Genomic DNA, 22,497 nt, shown 5'->3' on the forward strand with positions numbered 1-22,497 from the left:
TAGCTTGCTGGTTGCTTATGACTAAGCTACCCCCTCTGCATGTACCGAAGCTCAAATATGCATAGCCTCTTATGGACCGACTAAATGTTTTTGAAGCAGTGAAATAGGATTAACGCTTGAATATTTAATAAGAAGCCTAGAAAACAGGCTAAAAAATGATTATAAACTTTTGATTTATTCACTGAAGAATTTTAACGACCAGAAAAAATTAATTGGGCCCATTGTACAAGCAGTTACCTTCTTTATATATTTATATATGAGCAAATAGGGAGTGAAAAAGATTAAGGTAGAATAAAATACTTAATAAAATTCTTTAGATGGAATTTTTATGACGACAATTAATAAAAAAAACTTAATTTTAAAGATAAGTTTTCATGATAACGGGGTTTTTCTTTTAATTTCAATTATAAATAGTGGAATATGTTATTATTTTTTTGGTGTGATTGGTTTAGTTTTCGGTTTTACCACAGTTCTTTTTAGCAACCTCGTATATGGAGCAAAAGAAGATAAAGCAAACATAATATATATGTGGTTTCTATTATCTTTCGCAATACTGGGTGGTTGTATCGGTTTTTTATTAAAAATATCAATTGAGTTCTATTTTTATATTTTTGTATTAGCCTTCTTATACTATATGATGTACGGGAAAGACCCTTATATCGATAGAACATTTCCTTTTGTACTTATTTTTTCCTGTATAGGAACCGTTTTTCAAAATGCAAATATAGAAATAATATATGCCTACTTAACAGGGATTACTATCAGCTTATTGCTACTCAGTCTATTGCGCTATAAAAAGTATGAAAACAATTCTTTTAAAAATGGTATTTTTTCAAAAAGCACATATTTGACGAATGAGAGAATATTTAAACGTTCAGTTACCTATAGTTCATTTGCTTTTTTGAGCCTTTATATTTCCTATCATTTTTCATTATATAAACCTTATTGGGCCGCACTTACTTTTATTATTTTATTAAGACCTAAAGAAATCAATATTCTCAAAAAAACAATAGACAGATTCATTGGCTGTTTGGTAGCAGTCATATTTATTATATTACTTTTTAAGTTGCTTAGTTTAAATCACACACACCTATATTTATTTATTTTTTTAATTCTGGTTTTTATCTTACCCAGTTTACTTAAACTGCAAAATGCTCTTACAAGCTTTGGCACAACTCTGTTTGTTATTTTATTAATTGAAAGAACATTCTATACCTATCATCCAAATTATTTTGTACCGTTTTCCAGACTTTACGAAACATTCATAGGCGGTTTTTTTGCCATTATTGCAAGTCTGATTCTGAAAAAATTGAGACAATAATTCGAGTGAAGCTTCATTCAGCTATTCAAAAGAGAGAGGCTCACCATCACTTGAACAAGATATAGAGCTGTTGCAATACTTCTTCTACCTTTTAATAATCCTATGTTTAATTTAAAAAAAATGAATCATTACTTCTTAAATTGCTTATTTCTTAACTTCCGCTTTGATGCTTATATTTTCTCCAACATCAAAAAACATTGATGGAAATAGATTCTTCCCTACTGATGAAGGAGTAGCATGCATGCTGGAAGATGAAAGAGAAATATTTGAACGAGATGGCGTGGTGGTTTTACGGGGCTTTTTTAAAGACTGGGTAGGTTTGTTAAAATCCGGCATAAAAGCCAATCAACAAAATCCTGGTCAATGGTTTCGTGACTATACTCCTGGACAGACCCATGGCCAGTTCTGGGCAGATTATTGTAACTGGCAACGCATTGATGCATTCAATGAATTTGTCCAACAAAGTCCCGCAGCCAAGATAGTCAAAGCCTTAATGCAGTCTCAAAGTGTGCGCATGTTTCATGAACATGTACTGGTTAAGGGTGCAGGTTCATCCAAGGTTACGCCTTGGCATCATGATGCCCCTTATTATCCTGTAGATGCAAAGCAGACCTTAAGTCTATGGATTCCTCTGGATCCGGTAGCGAGAGAATCTGCCATTGAGTTTATTGCCGGCTCGCACAAATGGGGTAAACACTTCAAGCCACAAAGCTTTAACGGTGAATACTATGATCATGGCGACACACCTGAAGAAATCCTTCCGGATATTGATAGCCAGCGTGAAGATTACAATATTGTCGGCTGGGCACTGGAACCGGGTGATGCGATTGCATTTAATTATCTGACCATTCATGGCGCGCCAGGCAATGCATCTACTCAACATGCAAGACGTGCAGTCTCATTCCGCTGGTTAGGGGATGATGCAGTCTATGTCAATCGTGGCGGGAAAACTTCTCCACAGTACCCGCAATATATTGGCAAGCTCTCTACGGGGGATGCATTACCTGAAGATGAGTTTCCGTTCGTAGCCTAACTTAGCTCTCCACAACTGTTATTTCCTCTGTTACCAATGTTCGCCTGTTTGAACATTGGTTTTTTTTATTTGGATGAGGAAACATTGAATTTGATAAAAAGCCCCAATGACTGGAGCTTTTTAACTTAAGGAATGTTATTCAGAAAAGTGAATAACAGTACGAATCGATTTGCCTTCATGCATTAAATCAAAGGCCTCATTAATCTGTTGCAAGCCCATGGTATGGGTCACAAATGGCTCTAACTGAATCTTGCCTTTCATGGCATCTTCGACCATACCTGGCAATTGGCTACGCCCTTTCACACCACCAAATGCACTGCCCATCCATTTGCGGCCAGTCACCAATTGAAAGGGACGGGTTGAAATTTCCTGACCTGCCCCAGCAACACCGATAATAATTGACTGTCCCCAACCACGGTGTGCACATTCAAGTGCTGAACGCATCACATTGACATTACCAATACATTCGAAGGAATGATCCACGCCCCAACTGGTCATTTCTACAATCACTTCCTGGACAGGCTTGTCATAATCCTTCGGGTTAATAAAGTCAGTCGCACCAAACTCTGCTGCCAGTTTAAATTTATCTGGGTTGGTATCGACCACAATAATTTTGCCCGCTCTGGCCTGACGTGCACCTTGTACCACCGCCAGACCAATGCCTCCCAGACCAAACACGGCGACCGAATCCCCTTCTTGGACTTTGGCTGTGTTATGCACTGCCCCAATCCCGGTGGTTACGCCACAGCCAAGCAAACATACATGTTGAGGATTGGCTTCTGGGTTCACTTTTGCCAACGAGACTTCCGCCACCACGGTATATTCTGAAAAGGTTGAACAGCCCATGTAGTGAAAAATTGGTTGACCCTGATAAGAAAAACGGGTGGTGCCATCTGGCATTACACCTTTACCTTGAGTCGCACGAACAGCCACACATAGATTGGTTTTACCTGATTTACAAAATAAGCATTCACCACATTCTGCGGTATAGAGTGGAATCACATGGTCACCCGTTTGCACACTGGTAACTCCCTCTCCTACCTGAACCACAATACCTGCGCCTTCGTGCCCAAGTACTGCAGGAAATACACCTTCAGGGTCAGCGCCTGACAAAGTGAAGGCATCGGTATGACACACCCCTGTATGAGTGATTTTGACCAAGACTTCTCCTACCTTGGGCGGTTCAACATCCAGTTCCACAATCTGTAAAGGCTGTCCTGGAGCAAAAGCAACTGCTGCACGTGATTTCATATTTGGTCCTGCTGATCCTGCAATTTATGGTATCGCTGGTTTAAAAAATTAAACAAACAATAAAATTTTTATTCAAAAATTTCTCTTCACTTTTATATGAAGTTCAGATGATTGAAGCAATTCGGTTTTTTTGATTCATATGTTCTGCTTATATGATTTTCGCTATTCAACCGACCTACTTATATTGAATCCATCGAAACAAATTTGATTTTTTGTGAAGTGTCGGGCTTCCAAAAAACAAAAAAATAATCAGCACACTGTCACAGTGAGCATGAAGAAAAGGATAGAGACAATGAAATTAGATCATTTGATGGTAGATACTGTGGTTGTGGGTGCAGGTCAGGCTGGCGTGGCAATGAGTGAGCATTTGACCCTGTTAGGGATTTCACATGTGGTGTTAGAGAAAAATCGGATTGCAGAAGCTTGGCGTACCCGTCGTTGGGACTCTTTGGTGGCTAATGGTCCTTGCTGGCATGACCGTTTCCCCAATATGGAATTCAATGCCGATCCTGATGCATTTGTACACCATGATCAAGTCGCAGAATACTTTGAAAAATATGCAAAAAAATTCAATCTTCCGATTCATACAGGTGTGACCGTTCATAAAGTTCATAAATCTGTGGGTCGTGTGGGCTATACCGTAGAAACATCAGAAGGCACCATTTACGCCGAACATATCGTCTCTGCAACGGGTGCCTTCCAAAAAGCCGTGATTCCACCCCTGGCATTGCAAAATCCATCTTTTTATCAAATTCACTCGGACGATTATAAAAACCCTGAACAACTGCCTGAAGGTGCAGTTCTCGTGATTGGTGCAGGTTCTTCAGGTGTGCAAATTGCCGATGAACTGAATCGTGCCGGTAAAAAGGTCTATCTGTCTGTGGGTCGTCATGAGCGTCCACCTCGTACCTATCGTAATCGCGACAATGTATGGTGGTTAGGTGTGCTGGGGGGGTGGGACTTTATGCGTACCGATACAGGCCCACTCAAAGGATTTGCCGTGAGTGGTGCGCATGGCGGGATTAATGTCGATTTCCGTGTCTTGGCAAAACAGGGCATCACCTTGGTCGGCAGTACCGAATCCTTTGATGAACACACAGTGAAATTTAAAAACAACCTGAAACAGAATCTCGATGAGGGTGATGCGGCATTACTGGCCTTCTATGATGAAGCAGATGCCTATATCGCCAACAACGGTTTGGATTTACCACCTGAACCGCAAGCACGCACATTATTGCCAAATCCTGAATGCGTGACCAACCCAATTCTTGAGCTGGATATACAAGCCAACAACATTAGCACTGTAATTTGGGCATCAGGCTTTGGCTATGACTTTAGCTGGTTACAGGTCGATGCCTTTGATGAGTTCAATAAACCCATTCAGAAACAAGGGATTTCGCCACAACGTGGTGTGTATTTCCTGGGATTACCTTATTTAACGGGTCGTGGCTCGAGCTTTATTTGGGGGGTATGGCACGATGCCAAACATATCGCTGAACATATCGATATTCAGCGTAAATACAAGGAATATCAAACCGATAAAAATTTATTGAAACACTCAGCTTAAAAACTGATGGACTGAAATGCACCTATAGAGCTGGATCGGCTGATATGTGCATTTTTTTGTTGGTCTCTACCGTAGTTAAAAATTATGTCTTGGGGGTGCTATGAACAGCATTTTAAAATCAAAAATTACCGATAAATGTGCATGGAACGGCAGTGAAATTGCAGATCAGACTGATTGGATCTACCAGCTTTCACCGCATATATTGGCTGTGCTAGATCAAGCACTTAAAGTGCTTGAAGCCAAAAACTTAAATGCACCGGAATTTAACAAATATGATGCTTATATTGAAGATCCTGTGTTTTTAGCTGAAATTGAGAAGATCACGAATGAGCTTGAAAATGGTTATGGTTTTATCGTGATTCGTGGTTTGGATGCTAATAAATATAGCGAAGCAGAATTGGCCAATCTGTATTATCTGTTAGGCTTACATATGGGCGATGCCGTGACACAAAATGCACGCGGTGATTTGCTTGGTTATGTTGAAAATATCGGTGACAAGACTCAAAAAATGACGCGGGTGTATGAAACCAATGATTATTTGCCTTACCATTCTGACTTAAGCGATGTAGTAGGTTTACTATCCATACGTAAGGCCAAACATGGCGGACTGAGCAGTATTGTCAGTTCTTCAACCGTATATAACCGAATTTTGGAACAGTTCCCTGAATATTTGGGCTATTTTTACCATACTGCTTGGTACGATCATTTGGGTAAGGTTGAGCCATCTTTAACACCAGTTTTTAGTTACTTAGAAGGTAAATTGGCATGTCGATATTTGCGTCATTATATTGAACTTGGGCATGAGCGTCGTGGTATGCCCTTATCTCAAGTGCAAATTGAGGCCCTGAATATTTTTGATGAGATCAGTCATGACCCAAGCTTACGTTTGGATATGATGCTTGAACCGGGCGATATTCAATTTTGTAATAACTATTGTGTGATGCATTCGCGTTCTTCTTTTGAAGATGATGCCGACCTGAAAAAACGTCGTAAACTATTACGGTTATGGTTAAAGATGCCAAATGCGCGACGCTTAGCCAAAGACTTCCCCGGGCGTAATGGAATTCCAAAAGATTTAGGACAAGCCGCTTAAGGTTCTGGAGAATAATAAAAAAGAGGCTGAAATAGCCTCTTTATTAAAGATCAGTTTACGGAAAGATTTGTAATGATGTTTAAGATTTTTAAAAAATATTGTGGAACATTATTCAAATATTAGGCGTGAAACATGAAAAATCATTAAAAAAAGCCCAGATCGGTAGAACGGGGCTTTCAAAATAAAATAAGCATATGATTTATATGAAATAAAAAATATTAATTCATATAACGTGTATTATGTTAATTTTAGGGAATCTAAAAAGTATTTACTTATTAAAATCTTGGGAAATGTAGGCTGGTTATGTCATTCGACTTTGTAAAAATCTTTAAAGAAATTGATCTTCATAAAAATGATCCTGATATTGATAATTTCATGACTAGGATCATTAATTATTGCTATGAAATGCAGCCAAATAAAAGTTGGGATCTATTCAAAGAATTAGATTACACAATTGAAGTTAAAAGTTTAACAACCCATATAATTGACACTTTAGAAAAAGAAGCTTGTCCCTTTATTGAGCAAGGGTTTTGGTTTGGTCTTTCTGATAATGGGTATCTATATTTTGCAGTATCAGATCACTATATTGCAGAAGAAGATAACCTCGATTGGATGTCTGAAGCCAAAACATATTATCCTGAGCAAGGAGATTTTAGCTCTAAAATTTTACGATCTATTGAAGATTTAGCAGATGAAACCAAACTAGATAATGATGCTGAATATCCTTTGTTCTTAGCTTATGCACTTAAGTTGGCACAAGCATCAATCAATCATTATAAAACCGCTTATCCAGAGAGAAAGATTGGGTATTCTGTTGGATATGATTCAGGAGATTTCATTACTGGAGGATGGATTTAACTCATCCATTTAACATAATGGCGATTATACGAAGTATACCTGTACCTCCAAAAATAGAAATTTCCGATTTCTCCAAAAAAAATACCGTATCTGAAATACGGTATTTTTAAGTCAATCAAATTTAAAACTTAGAACAAATACGATACTTGTAAATTCAGCATACTTTCGCTTTGATTGGCACTGCCTGTTGCATACGAATCGCTTGGACCACCGATCAAGAAGTCATTTTTACCTACAATATAATCGGCAACAAAAAGCAGATCATTATAATAAGCAGAAACCCCTAAAATATGACGAGTCGAGTCTTTGAAACCACTTTCAGATTTATCGTATTCGCTGTACATAAAGTGCGGCTGAATCTTCTTAAATTTACCTACATCTTTAAACGAATACGCTAAATCGATGGTATAGAACATACCTTCATTTGCCACCATAAAGTTATCATCAAATGAACCCATTAAAGAGGCTTTAGGGGTCACAGGATCGGCATTATCGACCTGGTTTCTACCGACAGTCGCCATCAACTCAAGATTGTTATAATTCAAATTACCAAACACGGCCCACGCTTGACGGTCACCTGTGGTGCCAAAGGTTTTATTGTCGATGTCCGATGACCAATAAGACGCGCCGATGTTACTTGAGACCCCTTCTGGTAAACTAGTAATATCTTGCTTCACCCGCACAATAAACATATCCGTTTCATCAAGGTGTGTGATGGAGCCATTTTCAGGTTTTACAAAGTTGGTGGTATAACGGCTCGCATCTTCAGAATACGGACCTGAATAACTTCCTCCATCTCCCGGAAAATACCCCAGTTCAAGCTGAGTACCTGCAGCAAATTTACCTTGGTATTTAATCCCGAGGTTATGCACATCTTCCAGACCAATTTGAGTCATCACCCCGCCGTAATAGTTACTTTCCCAGAAACGGCCTGGTCCAAAAGGTACGGCTTGTATACCTGCTTGAATCAGTTGCTGTGCGTTAAAATTATAGCCTGCATAAGCATCAACTAGTGTTGAAAAATCACAGAGTTTATCGAACTGATAGCAACGATATTCAATATGACCAAACAGCTTGGGAGACTTATAGTCGACATTAATACGCGCCGCATCAAATGTCAGTTTATGATCATTATCTGTCCAGCTTTTATCCTGATATTTTGCACGTACAAACCCCGAAACACTCAGCTCGCCGGTAGCCGTCTTTGCATCCCCAATACTGAGTCCTGCAAATACCGGCATACTTACACTGGTAACAACAGCCAATAAACAGGACTGAGTTAAAATATTCATTTTCATTAAAATAACTTCTCAAATATTTAGCTTTGCTTAGTTTTGATGCCGATCAATCAATTCGGCATATATTTCTGAATTTCTTCATCCGTCGGTGCTTGCAAGTTGTACTTGGCAATCAACTGATCGTATTCCCCAGATTGTTTAATCGCGTCTAAACCGTTTTTAACCTTATTAAGAAGTTTTTGATCTCCCTTAGGTACGGCAATGCCTCCTAAAACTGGAAAGAATGGTTCAGTTGAACTGATCACCAGACGGTCTTTTAATTTTTCTACAGTACTTTTTGCAACACTGGCATCGTCATAATGTGCATCGACTGCTTTTGCGAGCAATGCTTGAACCGCTTCGGGGGACGTCACAAATTCACGGATGGTAATTGGCTTTTTTCCTTTGGACACACAGCTTTCTTGCGACATTTGACGGAGTTGTTCAGGGAACATGGAACCATTTTGTGAAGCGACCGTTTTGCCACATAAATCGTCACGGGTTTTAGGTTGATACTCAGAATCTGCCAATACCACGAGAGCCTCTGTGGTCATGTAATACGGCACCATATCAACTTTTTCGAGACGATCCTGGGTGATATATAAAGCTGACATTACCAGATCAAATTTTTTGGCTTCCAGTCCTGTAATCAGATTTGAAAACCGACTGTCTACAAAATTTGCTTTATCACCTGATTGTTCAAAGATTTTATTGGCAATATCAATATCAAAACCTGCAGGTTTATCATTTTCCATATATTCAAATGGCGGAAAGGTCATATCACTTCCAATTTGATATACCTTTCCTGTACTTTCTGCTGTGACTGCTTCCTGAACAGTTGGCTTATCGCTACATGCAGATAATCCACATGCCAAACTGAGTGCCATAATCAATGGTTTTACTTTCAACGCTACCTTCATATTTCACCTCAAGAGACCATCTTTGGAATGACTTTAAAATTGTTATACGTGAGTTTTTCGTAGAAAGTAATTTTGAATTTCCGTGCTAATAATCCAGAAAAAACGATGCAGTATTTACTCTAAAAAATATTAGACTTTTCTTATATTTCAAGGAGATAAAACCAGTGAAAAGTGAATCCAAAATACGCATTGATTTAGCCGTTTCACTCCGTCTTAGTGCAAAACTTGGCATGCATGAAGCAGTAGCCAATCACTTTAGTGCAGCTGTATCTGAGGATGGAAAATCCTTTCTTTTAAATCCCAAATGGGTGCATTTTTCCAAGGTCAAAGCCAGTGACCTGATTTTGGTTCATGCAGATGATCCAGAAAGTTTTGAGAAAGGAAAAATTGATTCGACGGCTTGGGCAATTCACGGACAGATCCATCAATTAAGACCGGACATTAAAGTGATTATGCATTTGCATCCTGTCTATGCCACCACCCTTTCAAGCTTAAAAAATCCGACCTTGTTGCCTATTGAACAAAACAGTGCCCGCTACTTTAATCGCGTATCTTATGACTTCCATTATGGCGGGATGGCAGACCAATTGGGAGAAGGTCAACGCCTTGCAAATTTATTGAACAACAATTCGCGCTTGCTCATGGGCAATCATGGCATTCTGATTGGCTCACATGATATTGGTGTGGCATTTGACGATATGTATACCTTTGAACGAGCCAGCCAGATCCTGGTTCATGCCTATTCTACCGGGCAGACTTTAAATATTCTGGCTGATCATGTTGCAGAAAAGACCGCCCAGGATTGGGAAAAAATTGAAGATTTCAGCATTGCGCATTTTGAACAAATGAAAGCGATTCTCGTGGAAGAAGATCCGAGCGTACTCGACTAATGTGATATTTCATGCATAAAAAAGAGCTTCAGTTGAAGCTCTTTTTTATAGGTGCTTTATGCCATTTCTAAACCAGCTTGCTGGACAAAGAATGATGCCCCTTTTGGTTTTTGAGGAAGCTTTAATTGATTCACTGTCATACGAACCTGTCCACTTTCTACACCATATACTAATTGCCCTTGGTGTATGCTTGGCAAGGGATTGTCCGACAAGGCTACCGCATCTTCAGCTGCATATACCGTAATAAACAGATAACGTGGCAGTTCAGTGTTGTTAGCACCAGAAGCATGCAGCAAACGTGTATGCATAAAGCATACTGAACCCGCAGGGCCAATACATGAGACATAGTTTTGGCAATGTGCAGCTTCGACTTCCGTTTCCACTTTTCCGCTAAAACGGCCATCTTGCCAGTGATTAAATAACTCACCTTTATGACTTCCCGGAATGACTTGTAATGGGCCATTATCTGCTGTGACTTCCCCTACCATGAGTAATGCAGTAATCATGTCGTCATTGGTATGCGGGGTAAAGGGAAAGTCCTGGTGCCATTTCACTGTGGTAGCGGTATGGGGTAGTTTGGCATTCACTTTACTGTGATGAAAACGTGTGCCGCTGCCACCTATCAATTGTCCTGCCATTTCCGCCATACTCGAATGAATCGCGGTTTCATAATACACCTCTGAAATTTCAGTCGGCGAACTCACGCGGCGTAATGCTGGATGGTCGGCATCATGGTCGACAGGATCCACATCAAAACGTGAACGGCCATCAATCGTTTCTCCGTACGCTTCCGTATACTGACGGCTCTCGTCTACCCATGTTTCAAGCTGCGCGCGCAGGCCTGCCAGTTCATTAGGGCTCATTACATTTTCAACAACTAAAAAACCGTCACGATGGAATTGTTCAATTTGCTCTTGTCTTAACATTGTATTTACCTTCATGCTTTTACTTTAATTACTTGTTCATCACTGCTGCAATGTCTGCCTCAGTTGGTGCTTGTAAACCATAAGTACTGAGGATTTTTTCAAATTGTCCAGAAGCTTTAAGTTTATTCAGTCCCTCTTCCACCATTTTATAAGTCGCTGTATCTCCTTTACGGATTCCGATCCCGCCCACTGTTGGGAAGAACTGTTCAGTCGATGTAATCTTGACTTTATCCGGTAAATTTTTTACAGCTGCATTCATTACTGCCGCATCGTCATATTGAATTTCTACTGCACGGGCCAATAATGCCTGAGTGGTTTGCGGTGAAGTTTCAAATTCACGAATAGTGATTTCTTTCTTACCTTGTGCAACACAACGATCTTTGGAAATTTCGAATACTTGTGTCGCAAATGCTGTTCCTTTCATCGCACCGACAACACGACCACATAGATCTTCAGGACCTTTTGGTGAAATATCGTTGTCCTTACGCACCAATAGGGAAATATCCGTTTTGTAATACGGAATCATGTCAATTTGCTCAAGACGTTCTTTGGTGATGTACATAGATGAGAATAAAATATCGAATTTCTCACCTTTTAAACCTGGTATCAGATTGGCCCAACGGGTATCTACCCATTCCGGTTTATAAGTACCGTCAACCTCTGCAATCTTTTCCATAATGGCAACGCTGACGCCTGCAGGTACACCGTTATCTAAATATTCATAAGGGGGAAAAGTGAGGTCCGAACCCACACTGACTGATTTTTTAACTGATGCATCTGTTACTGTAGATACAAGTTCTTCATTTTTTGTACATCCGGCCAATAATAAACTGCCGACTAAAGCACTCATTAAAATAGATTTATGTTTCATTTATCACCCCAGACTCAATGGTCTTTTTTCTCTTATTTAAAATATAAAAGAATATGTTGAATAATCCGATTAGGATTTTTTTATGTAATGCTTTATAAAAATAAATTTCGATAATCTGCACAAACCTAAAATAAAAAGCAGTCATAAACAGACTGCTTTAAACCGATATTTAAAAGTTAAGCAGCTCTGGACATAAATTTATCTAAACGTTCATTACCCACTTGTTTTAACGCTTCAGGACTATCATTTAAAACAATATGCCCACCTTCCATAAATACGACTCGATCTGAAACTTTGAAAGCAAAATGCATTTCATGAGTTACAATAATCATAGTCAAACCTTCCCTCGCCAGCTCTTCGATCACTTTCAGTACTTCATTCACAAGTTCTGGATCAAGTGCGGATGTCGGTTCATCGAATAAAATAATCGAAGGTTGCATAGCCAAGGCACGTGCAATCGCAACACGCTGTTGTTGTCCACCGGACAGCTGGTGCGGGTACTTGTTGGCATGTTGTTTCATACCTACTTTTTCAAGCATGGCCAATGCAGTAATTTTGCTGTCCAGTACTGTTCCCATGTTGTGGTACAGAGGTGCCAGCATGACATTTTCTAAAATCGTTTTGTGCGGGAACAGATTGAAGCTCTGGAATACCATTCCTACATGAATAATCTGTTTTTTATAGGCAGCAGATTCATCGGTTAATTCCTGGTCTTTTAAAAATGCTTGACCCAGTAAATTTACTGTACCTTTATTTAATGCTTCCAGACCATTCAAGGTACGGATAAAGGTCGTTTTTCCTGAACCCGATGGACCGATAATGGAGATCACCTCACCCCATTTCACATTCAGGTTAATCCCTTTTAATACCTCCTGATCGCCATAGGATTTATGGATATCAATCGCTTCCAAAGCATACATACCTGAACGTTCGCCACTAATTTCTTTACGTGCCCGAACCGAGGCAACAGGTAACTGATATAAAGGGTCATTTTCATTCAGCAGTCCGGGGTTACGATTGGTAATGTCAATTTTGCGTTCAAACCAGTTAATCGCCCAGCCAAATACTGTCACAATCAATACATAGTAAAATGCAACTGCCAGCATGGTTTCCATAACCAGAAAGTTCTGGGTATAGAGGCGTTGGCCCACCAGCAAAATTTCTGTCAAGGAAATGACCGAGACCAAAGAGGTTAATTTTACAATCGACACATATTCATTGCCTAAAGCGGGCAGTGCCACGCGAAATGCCTGGGGAATCACAATCAGACGCTGAATACCCGAATATTTGATACCCAGCGCTTTACCTGCTTCAATTTGTCCCTTATGAATTGAAGTTAAACCACCCCGATGAATTTCTGCAATATAGGCGGCTTCACTCAAGGTCATTGCGATTAAACCTGCAAGAAAAGGCGAAGCTAAAACTACGCTTGAACTTGGGAAAATTTGTGGCAGGTTATAAACAAAAACCAGTAGAACCAGCAATGGAAGGCTGCGAAAGAACCAGATATATACATCACTTGACCATGCGAGCGGTTTAAAACGGGACTGTTTCCCCAATGCAAGGACAAAGCCTGCTATAATCCCGATGACCCACACCAGCACACTCAGCTCAATAACCGTCCAGGTTGCCTTCCAGAAATTGCTGTTTGACAATAAACTAAATGTATATGACCAATTAAAATCCATTCATACCCCCCTATTTGCATGATTATTTCCTATTACCTTTGTTATATCGGAATTTATATCAATAAGTAATTTTGAAAAATTGATGTATTAGCAATGTTTTTTTTAAGCAATAAAAAAGAGACCATAAAAATAAACAGGTCTCTTTGATTAAAATAAATAAAAAACGGCGAAATAATACAAACATGCAAACTCAATAATATTTATAAACTAAAAAATGTAAGTTACGGCACTTAAAAAACTAACATAGACTCATTAATAATTTTTCAAGAAAAATATCACACTGATTTAACTGCTCTATAGCCACATATTCATTTGGCTTGTGTGCGACCGCAATATTCCCAGGCCCACAAACTACAACCGGACAAGTTAAAGCAGCCTGGAACAAGCCTCCTTCCGTACCGAAAGAAATATTTCCAAGAGATGTTTCTTTGGGGAGTAAAGTTTGAATAAACTGCACTGCTTCAATGGTCGATGATGTACTGAGTCCCGGATACTGATTCACTTCTTCAACATCAATTTGCTGCTGAAATTCGGATTGAATCGATTCAAGAATCTGCGCTTGAATACGCTGACTACTGTCCTGTGCTAGATGACGAATCTCATAATCAACCACGCATTGATTCGGCACAATATTGAGTGCGGTTCCTCCCGAAATTTTCCCGACATGAACTGTGGTATACGGAATATCGTAACCTGAGTCTTGTGCACCATAGTCACGCAGATCATGTTGAACCTGTTGTAGTGATTCAACCAATTTACTCGCTACATGAATCGCATTCACATATCGGGGTGCAAGAGCTGAATGGCCTTCCTCGCCACAGCATTTTGCTCTGAACACTGTTTTACCTTTATGAGCTAAAGCCAGTTGCATCATGGTCGGTTCACCAATAACACACATTAGCGGAGAAACAATCGTGGAAGCGAGTTGATCCAAAATACCACGTACACCAATACAGCCAATTTCTTCATCATAGGAAATACATAAATGTACTGGCCGTTGTAGGGAATACTGGCTGGCTTTCAACATGCTCACGATGGCACAGGCCAAAAAGCCTTTCATGTCTGCACTGCCACGACCATAGATCTTGCCGTTTTTTTCGATAGCTTCAAATGCCGGACTGTCCCAAAGCTGTCCTTCGACCGGGACGACATCTGAATGTCCAGACAGCAAAATTCCAGGCTGATCAAGCGGGCCTGTACTCGCAAATAAATTGGCTTTGTTTTGTTCAGCATTAAAATTCAGCTCTACGCGAATTCCGCTCTGTTCCAGAATCTCTTTAACATATAAGATCAAATCAAGATTGCTTTTATATGATGTGGTATCAAATGCGATCAGTCTCGATAAAAGCGCCACTCTACTTAAATCACTCATAAATTAAACCTCTTCCGTCTCACGTTTCATTTTGACGTGTGGGTCAAAGAAATGCGCATCTCCCATTCCCGGAATATATTGATTGGATAAAAAGGAACGGCAACGGCTAATGAAAGCTTGAGATACTGTATTCAGATTGGCGTTTTTTGCCGTTGCCAGCCCGATTTGCATAGGACGGTGTTCACCTGCAATTCGCAAACGGACCAGACGTTTTCCATCGAGAGAAAAATTGTTTTTTGGACGTACATTTAAAATGGTATAGCCCAAATTATTGGCGACCATGGAACGTACAACATCAACATGACGCGAAGAATGCACGACTTTCGGACTGAGCTTATGATTGCGGAATAACGAAATAAAATAGTCATTGCTGAATGGCAGATCGAGGAGCACCATTGGAAGTTCTGCAAGCTCTTCTAAAGTAACTGCAACATTCTGTGCTAAGGGGTGAGCTTCACTCACCAATACGTGCGGTGGCAATACGGCCAGTGGCTCAAAATTAATGAGGTTATGGTCAATATTCAAATCATAGGTCAGCACCACATCAAGCTCATTCCGAACCAGAGCATTTAGCAAAACCTGTTGGTCATCCTCGCATAAATCAAGCGTCACACCCTTATATAAATTGGTAAATCCGTGAATGATTTCGGCATAAATCATGGGGGAAAATGCAGTAAAACATCCAAGTTTTAACGGCCCGCGGATAGAGCCTGAAAAATCTGCGGCCAGGGCATATAAACTATTGGCCTGACTTAAGATGAACTTGCATTCATGCATGACCTTTTCACCAATACTGGTCAGGATCAAACCTTTTGCATGTTGGCGTATAAACAGTTGAACCTGCAATTCAGATTCAATATGTGCTATCGCAGCTGAAATAGAAGGTGAAGATACGTGAATTTTTTCTGAAGCAATGATGATGCTACCGCTTTCTGCGGTAGCAACAAAGTATTGCATTTGGCGTAATGAGATTCTGTTTAGCACGCTTACATCCTTGGTCAGCGCTCATTGAAGTCTTATTCATCCCCAGCAACCCCATAGCTCGGAGAGCCAGATGGGTTTAAAGCACGAATAACATAATCTTCAACTTGCGGCTCATAGACTTTCCACAATTGATAGAGGTCTTCTATTGGCGTTTCAGACCAGTCAACCCGTAAATTAACTATAGGCCATTCCAGCTTATCCACCACCAAAAGACCTGCTGAATGAACTGGACCAGCCTCGCCTCCTGCTGCTAAACCTGCTTGTAAAGCGCTTAACAGGCGCTCTGCCAAACTACCTTCAGTTTGATGAAACACCTCGACCATCACTTTGGGAATAGTTTCATTGGCAAGAAGATTTCCCGCACCAACAGCATGCTCACCAATGCACTGTGAATAAACACCCAGTGTATTCTTGCCACTAAATGCAGCAGGTTTTTCGTCAGAATTGATCACTGTTAGCTGTCTATACTCGATAAATTCCGTATTTTTCACTAATTCCACGATCGATTCTTCTGGAGCCAGATCATATTTGATCATATCTAGCAAAATGTTTGCCAAGTGTGGATCTGTGATGTTCTGAGATGTAGCAACCCCTACGCCCGCTCTGGCCTGGATGCACCGTGCTGCTACAGCTGGAGAAGAGGAACTGATCGCCCCTCCAAATTGCCCCGTTTTGTGGCAACGAGCAATAATAGAAAATGTCATAGGCAGTTATCCTTTTCTGCATTAATCAGGAATGACTGCGGTTGCATCAATTTCGACCAGCCATTCTGGACGTGCCAGGGCAGAAACGACAATACCGGTCGATACTGGGAAAACACCTTTTAACCATTTGCCAACCACACGGTAAACCTCTTCGCGGTAACGTGGATCAATGATATAGATTGTGATTTTGCAAATGTCTTCCAGCTCGCCGCCCGCCTCTTCCAGTAACATTTTGATGTTATACATCGCCTGCTCAGCTTGACCTGCAGCATCGCCAACACATACACTTTCAGAGGTATCCAGGTTCTGGCCAATTTGGCCACGAAGAAAAACTGTGCTGCCACGTGCCACTACTGCCTGGCATAAATCGTTATCTAAACTTTGTTCTGGATAAGTGGCTTTTGTGTTGAATGTTCTAATACGTGTATGTTTCATTTAAGATGTTCCTCGCTTTGGTACATCTTCAGTATGAGTTAATCCATCTGGAAGGCAATTTCCCTTTTCCGTGGTGCTAATTCAAAAATTCCTTACCAGTTAATATTTTGTTTTTATAGAGTATTTTTAAATATTTTTTTAACTCTTCGATTTTTATCTGCTTTCAGAAAAAACTAAGCTAGGGGTATGCAACACTTCCCTGCTCGAGCTGATTTCCTTTAAAATCAGGGTGAAATTTAATACGACAATTATCGTTTAGGGAGCGGTGTGTTTTGTGCCATGACTCCAGACAGAAAATGTGGCTGATAACGTTCTTCCAGATAATCAATATCTTCTTGCTTGAGCTGTAAATTTACGGCATTTACTGCATCATCAATCTGATATTTTTTAGTTATGCCTACGACTGGAGCTGTAACTTTTGTGAGCAGCCATGCCAGTGAAATTTCAGTCATTGAAACCTGATAACGTCTGGCAAGTTCAGCCACCCTATCGATGATGATCTGATCCTGAGCAGCCGTTTTATCGTATTTCAGTTTTGCATAATCATCTTCAACGGCGCGTCGGGTCTGATAGTCTTTCTGCCGGGCGAGACGACCGCTGGCCAAAGCACTGTAAGGCGTCATTGCAATCCCTTCTTCAGCGCACAGACCCGAAAGTTCACGCTCATCCTCACGCATGATCAGGTTGTAGTGACTCTGCACGGAAACAAACTGGCTAAGCCCTTCACACTCCGCCAGTGCATTCGCTTTGGCCAATTGCCATGCATAGCAGTTGGAGATGCCAATCGCACGGATCTTCCCACTCTTGATGGCCTGATGCAGAACCTCAAGCACGTCAATGATGGGAGTATTGTAATCCCAGATGTGGTAAATATAGAGATCAATATAGTCCATGCCCAGATTTTGCAGGCTCTGATCAAGGGATTGTGCTATCGCCTGCTTCCCGTCAATACCGCGGGTAATTTGTTCGGGTGTACGCGGTAAGAATTTGGTGGCCAAAACGACTTTATCGCGCTGTGTCATATCGCGCAGCGCTTGACCCACATAACGCTCACTTGATCCATTTTGATAGGCAATGGCAGTATCGAAAAAATTAATTCCCTGTTCCAGACCATAGCGGATAATGTCACGACTTTCCTGCTCTCCCAGTGTCCAGCTATGTTGACCTGTGGACGGATCGCCAAAACCCATGCATCCCATGCAAATACGAGATACCGTTAAATCACTTTTGCCCAGTTGTGTATATTGCATTTGACTATTCACTCCTCAATCATTTTTGGGTGAAATTTCAACCGTAGCTGAGATAGCTCGTTCACTAATCATGCTAGGCAGGTAGCTGCTTTGAGCATATTTATGGCGGTAAGCATCATCAATTTTTTGCTGTAATAAGGGATCAGACACAGGTGAAAAACTGACTTCATAAACCTTGCCTGCTGCATAGATTCTGCCGGCCCTTTGCTTAAGGGCAGCTTTGAACCAACGGGATGTTACTCCGCTGTATGCCCGTACAAAAAGACGGTTTTCAACGACCACCTCCCATATCCAGGTCGGTGTACCTGTTGTTTGCATATCATGATGATATGGCGCAATTTTCAAATCATCTGCCTTGTTAATTTGATCAAGTAGATCTGGATCCCAGCTCATCTGCACCTCCTGATATTCACACACTTCATAAGTAACCAAATCGTGAAAATAAGAACTGACACCCGGAATTGGCATTAGCTCATCACGATTCACATTATTGATCTGACCAGCTTGCAGAGTCTGCTGAGAGTTTTTAATTTAACCGGCTTTGATTATCCTCAACCTACTGATCAAAAAATTCTTCTAGCCATTCAAGCCTCAGGTATAAGTCGACCCTATTCTCTATTAGCGTATGAATACGCTTAATGACGTTTAAGCCAATTCAGCAGCGCATGCATATCGTGCTCTATAGCCTGTTTCATCATGACTTTATTTGGAGTAACCGTTCAGCATTGCGGAAGGCTATTGCTTCTTTGTCCTCTTCCGAAATGGGTAAACTTTGAATAAATTCTTGTATGCCATCTAGAGTCTGATAAGGATAATCCACAGAAAAAAGAATCCGTTGTGGCCCCATCAGTCCATAAATAAACTGAAAATGTGGCAGCGTGAGCATACCTGATGGGGTCACATATACCTGTTCCTGAAAGGTTTGGGTCAGGGTACGCTTTAATCCTGTCGCGGCCTGGGGAAGGCTGTCATCTAGGCGTTGCAACCAGAACGGTAACATCTCTCCCCAGTGACCGCTAATGACCTGAAGATTTGGATATTTATCAAAAGCACCTGAAAGGATTAAGCGCAGCAGCTGAATACCTGCCTCGTGATGCCAACCCCAGCCAAACATGGAAAGTCTGGCAGTCACCTCACTATTGAAACCGCTGTAATACGCCTGCTGTACGCTGCGCACAGGAAGCCCGGGGTGAGCACGCCCAGCGCGTTAAAGCATTTCAGTAGCCGGTTGAAATCGGGATGGTCAATAAAATGGGATGAAAGCCGCCCATTGAGCAGAGCACCCTTGAAACCTAATTCTTTGACCGTTCGCTCCAGCTCTTTTTCGGCCTCATCCGGCTGAGCCCAAGGGAGCGTTGCGAATGCCGCAAACCGGTCGGGATGAGCATTCACTGCTCGAGCAAGGCGGTCATTCGCGGCGTGGCTTAAATTTACCGCTTCAGCAGCAGGTGCCAAATGAGGAAATCCGCCAACAGAAAGAACCGGCATTGTAATCCCAGCTTGATCCATATCCGCCAGACGTCCGCTACCTAGGTCTGAACCTTTTAAATTTATTAGATCATTTTTCTCAATTTGAGGACGGCTTCGATCCGGAGAATTACCATCTGTAACCGTCTTTGCCCAGTCAAGCAGAAATGGAGCCTGTGCAAGCGCGACAGCCATGGACGCTTTAGAAAATGCCTTATCGAGATAGTGTTCTTCCACACAAATTATTTTCATTTTTTTCTCGCAAGTGATACAGATGACGCCAACTTGTTTCTGCTGATGTCTTTCATACAAAGGGCCAACACAACCATCAACTGAATATGGTTAAAAGTCTACTCAAAGGGACCTCTTTGCTGGCATCAGACCTGTTAAATCATCGGTTTTTCCCAGGCACCTCGGGTATCCACGCCTGTTGCTTTAGCCAACTCCTCCAAGGTGACCATTTCGTCAGCGCTAAGCTGAATCTCTGCTGCTCTGGAAGCATCTGTAACATGATCAACTTTGGTTACGCCGATGATGGGGAGCGTTCCCTTTGCAATTGCCCAGGCAATGGCAATCTGGGCCACGCTGGCATTCTTCTGGTCTCCCATTTCCTTCATTGCAGCAGTTAGTTTTTCTAGCTGCGGTAAAACATTGTTATAGGTTTCAGCACGGTCACTACCCGCAGGCATAGGATGTTGCGAGTCATAACGACCACTGAGAGCACCTTGCTCGAGCACCATATAGGCAAAAAAGGTCATATTATTTTGATGGCAATAATCGAGAATCCCGGCTTCTTCAGAGGAACGATAGAGCATACTGTAGTGATTCTGAACTGCACTGACCGAGAAACCGGCTGGTTTTAAAATCTCGTTTACACGACTTATTTGTTTCAAGCTGTGATTTGAAACACCGACCTGCTTTACCTTTCCACTCTGTAAAAGAGGAATCAGACCTGGCGTCCATCGCTCTACATCAGCAGGATTATGTATCCAATAAATATCAATATCTTGCACACCCAGACGCTCAAGGCTGGCATTGAGCATGGCTGTTACGGGTTCAGCTGACTGCTCATCTGCAATTTGCGGCGTAAACTTGGTTGATATAATGATATCTTCGCGCGGATATTGAGGAATCAGCTTACCCAGCGCCGTTTCGGAACTCCCCATCCCGTAAACAGGAGCTGTGTCCCATAAATTCAGCCCTTGCTGCATAGCCTTGCTGAAGATCTCGGCCATCTGGCTATCAGAAAGGTGATTGCCAAATACGGTATCTCCTCCTGCAAATCCTGTTCCCCAGGACCAGGTGCCCAATGCTACTTTCGGTAATTTTTTCATTTTCTACTCCTAAAACAGCCGGTGAAGTCATTCAGTATCCAGCCAAATGAGAGTCAATAAAGAAAAGAATCTGTTGAAGAATTGGATGTTTTTTACAAGATAAATGCCGTTGCAATATACTTAGTAAAGTACTCTCTCATAAAAAAGAAACTTACGATCCTGAACTTGCTCTCTCTTCTTTTTATAGATACATTTCACCTCTTTCCGACAAAAAATTATGCCCGGCCACATCCAGAGATTATGCGGATTTCAAGGCTATATGACTTCCCGAATCAGGCTAACTGCATATTTTTTCGGGTAATGTCTGAGTCCAAATAATCCAGATGCAAAATTGCCCTTTATCTTTTGAGGCTATAAGTCAAAAAAACCCGTCATGAACAGCAGACATAATCACATTAAACGCTTATAGGGCATGGATCTTAAGGCTAGAGTTGTTAATAATCTTGAGTTTTTGTAAAGCAAAAATAAGGGGAAATTAGATCAAATATATTTAACTATTTTTAATAAAGAATTAGACACGAAAGCTATATTGCAGAAGCTATAAGAAAGATTTTCGATTATTATTAATTATACGAGATCATGCTAATTTATACTGTGAATGTTTCCTTATCTGAGCAACCAAAAAGATGATTAAAAAAATGTTATGAAATATTCAAGTCTCAGTTATTTGGTAAGTTTTACAGTTAAAAGGGATTCATAATAATTGTTATTATTCTGACTATATTCCAATTAGTACCACACATCATTTGATTAAAAGAACTACAATTTAAAAAAGATAATATTATTTATCCAAAATTAGGAAGCATTTTAAAAAAATATGCTGATTATATTTTAATTTTCTAGTTTTAAACCTTAGCTATAGAATAATGATTAAATATTGAGTTAAGCTCTAATTTTTAGAGATAAACCCAATATTTTAAATCTATCTCTGATATTTAGTTATACGTCGAAGTTGCTCTAATTCTTCGATTAAATCCAGCATCATGGCCACAGCAGTAAAACTTGCATCAAAATCACGCTGTAAACGATACGCTTTTTGTGCACGTGACACATCATCTACTAAAAAATATAAATCTGATGCATTTAAGCGATGTGGCAAAATATCGTATTCAATCAGTTGTAGAACCCATTCAGGACTTTGACCACAGACTTGAGCAAAACTATTTAAATCATAATGTTGTTGTTCATCTAAAACTTCTACCTGCTGGATATCTTCTAAGACCACCTCATAATATTTAACTGTTGTCATAATTTTA

General features: G+C 40.7%; 22 protein-coding genes and 1 pseudogene. 6 read left to right on the forward strand and 17 right to left on the reverse strand.

What is annotated here, in order from left to right; genetic code table 11:
• Positions 1-328 precede the first annotated feature (328 nt).
• Together AY607_RS02040 and AY607_RS02045 are read left to right on the forward strand one after the other, a co-directional pair.
• Positions 329-1,321, forward strand: coding sequence for an FUSC family protein (locus tag AY607_RS02040; protein WP_064095740.1), 993 nt, complete (start codon positions 329-331; stop codon positions 1,319-1,321).
• A gap of 241 nt (positions 1,322-1,562) precedes the next feature.
• Entirely contained in the window at positions 1,563-2,354 is a 792-nt protein-coding gene (locus AY607_RS02045; RefSeq protein ID WP_064095741.1) for a phytanoyl-CoA dioxygenase family protein, read from the forward strand.
• Positions 2,355-2,489: 135 nt separating this feature from the next.
• Here AY607_RS02045 and AY607_RS02050 read toward each other — a convergent pair whose 3' ends face one another.
• The gene (locus tag AY607_RS02050) at positions 2,490-3,605 is read right to left on the reverse strand and encodes an S-(hydroxymethyl)glutathione dehydrogenase/class III alcohol dehydrogenase (protein ID WP_064101610.1); all 1,116 of its coding nucleotides are present in this window, start codon (positions 3,603-3,605) and stop codon (positions 2,490-2,492) included.
• 292 nt (positions 3,606-3,897) lie between these two features.
• Between AY607_RS02050 and AY607_RS02055 the strand changes: the two genes are divergently transcribed.
• The 3 genes from AY607_RS02055 (at position 3,898) to AY607_RS02065 (ending at position 7,123) form a co-directional block, all read left to right on the forward strand.
• Positions 3,898-5,172: a flavin-containing monooxygenase gene (locus tag AY607_RS02055; RefSeq protein WP_064101611.1), complete on the forward strand. Its 1,275-nt coding sequence runs from the start codon at positions 3,898-3,900 to the stop codon at positions 5,170-5,172.
• Positions 5,173-5,272: 100 nt separating this feature from the next.
• Positions 5,273-6,265 carry a TauD/TfdA family dioxygenase gene (locus AY607_RS02060; RefSeq protein WP_064101612.1) on the forward strand — a complete coding sequence of 331 codons (993 nt, stop codon included), beginning with the start codon at positions 5,273-5,275 and terminating at the stop codon, positions 6,263-6,265.
• A 303-nt stretch (positions 6,266-6,568) separates the two neighbouring features.
• The gene (locus tag AY607_RS02065; protein ID WP_064101613.1) at positions 6,569-7,123 is read left to right on the forward strand and encodes a hypothetical protein; all 555 of its coding nucleotides are present in this window, start codon (positions 6,569-6,571) and stop codon (positions 7,121-7,123) included.
• A gap of 128 nt (positions 7,124-7,251) precedes the next feature.
• On the opposite strand, the gene AY607_RS02070 is transcribed toward AY607_RS02065, so the two are convergent.
• Positions 7,252-8,421 (reverse strand): hypothetical protein, encoded by a 1,170-nt coding sequence (locus tag AY607_RS02070; RefSeq protein WP_064101614.1) that lies wholly within the window; start codon positions 8,419-8,421, stop codon positions 7,252-7,254.
• 50 nt (positions 8,422-8,471) lie between these two features.
• Positions 8,472-9,320, reverse strand: a complete 849-nt coding sequence (locus AY607_RS02075; protein WP_064095746.1) for an ABC transporter substrate-binding protein — start codon at positions 9,318-9,320, stop codon at positions 8,472-8,474.
• Between the two features lie 164 nt (positions 9,321-9,484).
• Here AY607_RS02075 and AY607_RS02080 point away from each other — a divergent pair, with 164 nt between their 5' ends.
• Positions 9,485-10,210 carry a class II aldolase/adducin family protein gene (locus AY607_RS02080; protein ID WP_064095747.1) on the forward strand — a complete coding sequence of 242 codons (726 nt, stop codon included), beginning with the start codon at positions 9,485-9,487 and terminating at the stop codon, positions 10,208-10,210.
• Positions 10,211-10,266: 56 nt separating this feature from the next.
• Here AY607_RS02080 and AY607_RS02085 read toward each other — a convergent pair whose 3' ends face one another.
• The 14 genes and pseudogenes from AY607_RS02085 to AY607_RS02140 form a co-directional block, all read right to left on the reverse strand.
• A complete protein-coding gene (locus tag AY607_RS02085; RefSeq protein WP_064101615.1) occupies positions 10,267-11,136 on the reverse strand; it encodes a phytanoyl-CoA dioxygenase family protein in 870 nt (289 codons plus the stop codon).
• 28 nt (positions 11,137-11,164) lie between these two features.
• Positions 11,165-12,007, reverse strand: a complete 843-nt coding sequence (locus tag AY607_RS02090) for an ABC transporter substrate-binding protein (protein ID WP_064101616.1) — start codon at positions 12,005-12,007, stop codon at positions 11,165-11,167.
• Between the two features lie 176 nt (positions 12,008-12,183).
• Positions 12,184-12,927: an amino acid ABC transporter ATP-binding protein gene (locus AY607_RS15390; RefSeq protein ID WP_413772518.1), complete on the reverse strand. Its 744-nt coding sequence runs from the start codon at positions 12,925-12,927 to the stop codon at positions 12,184-12,186.
• 117 nt (positions 12,928-13,044) lie between these two features.
• Positions 13,045-13,695 (reverse strand): annotated as a pseudogene (locus AY607_RS15395) (amino acid ABC transporter permease); the annotation flags it as partial.
• A 238-nt stretch (positions 13,696-13,933) separates the two neighbouring features.
• Positions 13,934-15,067, reverse strand: coding sequence for an acetylornithine deacetylase (gene argE / locus AY607_RS02100; protein WP_064101618.1), 1,134 nt, complete (start codon positions 15,065-15,067; stop codon positions 13,934-13,936).
• A 3-nt stretch (positions 15,068-15,070) separates the two neighbouring features.
• Entirely contained in the window at positions 15,071-16,051 is a 981-nt protein-coding gene (locus AY607_RS02105; RefSeq protein WP_064095752.1) for a LysR family transcriptional regulator, read from the reverse strand.
• Positions 16,052-16,083: 32 nt separating this feature from the next.
• A complete protein-coding gene (locus tag AY607_RS02110; protein WP_064101619.1) occupies positions 16,084-16,755 on the reverse strand; it encodes a DUF1028 domain-containing protein in 672 nt (223 codons plus the stop codon).
• 21 nt (positions 16,756-16,776) lie between these two features.
• Positions 16,777-17,190, reverse strand: a complete 414-nt coding sequence (locus AY607_RS02115) for a RidA family protein (protein ID WP_064101620.1) — start codon at positions 17,188-17,190, stop codon at positions 16,777-16,779.
• A gap of 248 nt (positions 17,191-17,438) precedes the next feature.
• Positions 17,439-18,440, reverse strand: coding sequence for an aldo/keto reductase (locus tag AY607_RS02120; RefSeq protein WP_064101621.1), 1,002 nt, complete (start codon positions 18,438-18,440; stop codon positions 17,439-17,441).
• A 15-nt stretch (positions 18,441-18,455) separates the two neighbouring features.
• Positions 18,456-18,833 carry a DUF2255 family protein gene (locus tag AY607_RS02125; RefSeq protein WP_064101646.1) on the reverse strand — a complete coding sequence of 126 codons (378 nt, stop codon included), beginning with the start codon at positions 18,831-18,833 and terminating at the stop codon, positions 18,456-18,458.
• A gap of 301 nt (positions 18,834-19,134) precedes the next feature.
• Positions 19,135-19,617: an amidohydrolase family protein gene (locus AY607_RS15275; RefSeq protein ID WP_205630791.1), complete on the reverse strand. Its 483-nt coding sequence runs from the start codon at positions 19,615-19,617 to the stop codon at positions 19,135-19,137.
• Positions 19,569-20,219 (reverse strand): amidohydrolase family protein, encoded by a 651-nt coding sequence (locus tag AY607_RS15280; RefSeq protein WP_319822782.1) that lies wholly within the window; start codon positions 20,217-20,219, stop codon positions 19,569-19,571. Before AY607_RS15280 ends, AY607_RS15275 begins: the two co-directional genes overlap by 49 nt.
• Positions 20,220-20,293: 74 nt before the next feature.
• Entirely contained in the window at positions 20,294-21,241 is a 948-nt protein-coding gene (locus AY607_RS02135) for an aldo/keto reductase (protein WP_064095757.1), read from the reverse strand.
• Positions 21,242-22,163: 922 nt separating this feature from the next.
• The gene (locus tag AY607_RS02140; protein ID WP_064101622.1) at positions 22,164-22,490 is read right to left on the reverse strand and encodes a chaperone modulator CbpM; all 327 of its coding nucleotides are present in this window, start codon (positions 22,488-22,490) and stop codon (positions 22,164-22,166) included.
• Between the last annotated feature and the right edge of the window lie 7 nt (positions 22,491-22,497).

Source organism: Acinetobacter sp. SFA, assembly GCF_001647535.1.
GTDB classification, from domain to species: Bacteria; Pseudomonadota; Gammaproteobacteria; order Pseudomonadales; family Moraxellaceae; genus Acinetobacter; species Acinetobacter pecorum.

Coding starts and splice junctions, on each gene's coding strand:
- AY607_RS02040 (WP_064095740.1), top strand. CDS start 329: ATGACGACAATTAATAAAAAAAACTTAATTTTAAAGATAAGTTTTCAT.
- AY607_RS02045 (WP_064095741.1), top strand. CDS start 1,563: ATGCTGGAAGATGAAAGAGAAATATTTGAACGAGATGGCGTGGTGGTT.
- AY607_RS02050 (WP_064101610.1), bottom strand. CDS start 3,605: ATGAAATCACGTGCAGCAGTTGCTTTTGCTCCAGGACAGCCTTTACAG.
- AY607_RS02055 (WP_064101611.1), top strand. CDS start 3,898: ATGAAATTAGATCATTTGATGGTAGATACTGTGGTTGTGGGTGCAGGT.
- AY607_RS02060 (WP_064101612.1), top strand. CDS start 5,273: ATGAACAGCATTTTAAAATCAAAAATTACCGATAAATGTGCATGGAAC.
- AY607_RS02065 (WP_064101613.1), top strand. CDS start 6,569: ATGTCATTCGACTTTGTAAAAATCTTTAAAGAAATTGATCTTCATAAA.
- AY607_RS02070 (WP_064101614.1), bottom strand. CDS start 8,421: ATGAAAATGAATATTTTAACTCAGTCCTGTTTATTGGCTGTTGTTACC.
- AY607_RS02075 (WP_064095746.1), bottom strand. CDS start 9,320: ATGAAGGTAGCGTTGAAAGTAAAACCATTGATTATGGCACTCAGTTTG.
- AY607_RS02085 (WP_064101615.1), bottom strand. CDS start 11,136: ATGTTAAGACAAGAGCAAATTGAACAATTCCATCGTGACGGTTTTTTA.
- AY607_RS02090 (WP_064101616.1), bottom strand. CDS start 12,007: ATGAAACATAAATCTATTTTAATGAGTGCTTTAGTCGGCAGTTTATTA.
- AY607_RS15390 (WP_413772518.1), bottom strand. CDS start 12,927: ATGTATGCTTTGGAAGCGATTGATATCCATAAATCCTATGGCGATCAG.
- argE (WP_064101618.1), bottom strand. CDS start 15,067: ATGAGTGATTTAAGTAGAGTGGCGCTTTTATCGAGACTGATCGCATTT.
- AY607_RS02110 (WP_064101619.1), bottom strand. CDS start 16,755: ATGACATTTTCTATTATTGCTCGTTGCCACAAAACGGGGCAATTTGGA.
- AY607_RS02115 (WP_064101620.1), bottom strand. CDS start 17,190: ATGAAACATACACGTATTAGAACATTCAACACAAAAGCCACTTATCCA.
- AY607_RS02120 (WP_064101621.1), bottom strand. CDS start 18,440: ATGCAATATACACAACTGGGCAAAAGTGATTTAACGGTATCTCGTATT.
- AY607_RS02125 (WP_064101646.1), bottom strand. CDS start 18,833: ATGAGCTGGGATCCAGATCTACTTGATCAAATTAACAAGGCAGATGAT.
- AY607_RS02135 (WP_064095757.1), bottom strand. CDS start 21,241: ATGAAAAAATTACCGAAAGTAGCATTGGGCACCTGGTCCTGGGGAACA.
- AY607_RS02140 (WP_064101622.1), bottom strand. CDS start 22,490: ATGACAACAGTTAAATATTATGAGGTGGTCTTAGAAGATATCCAGCAG.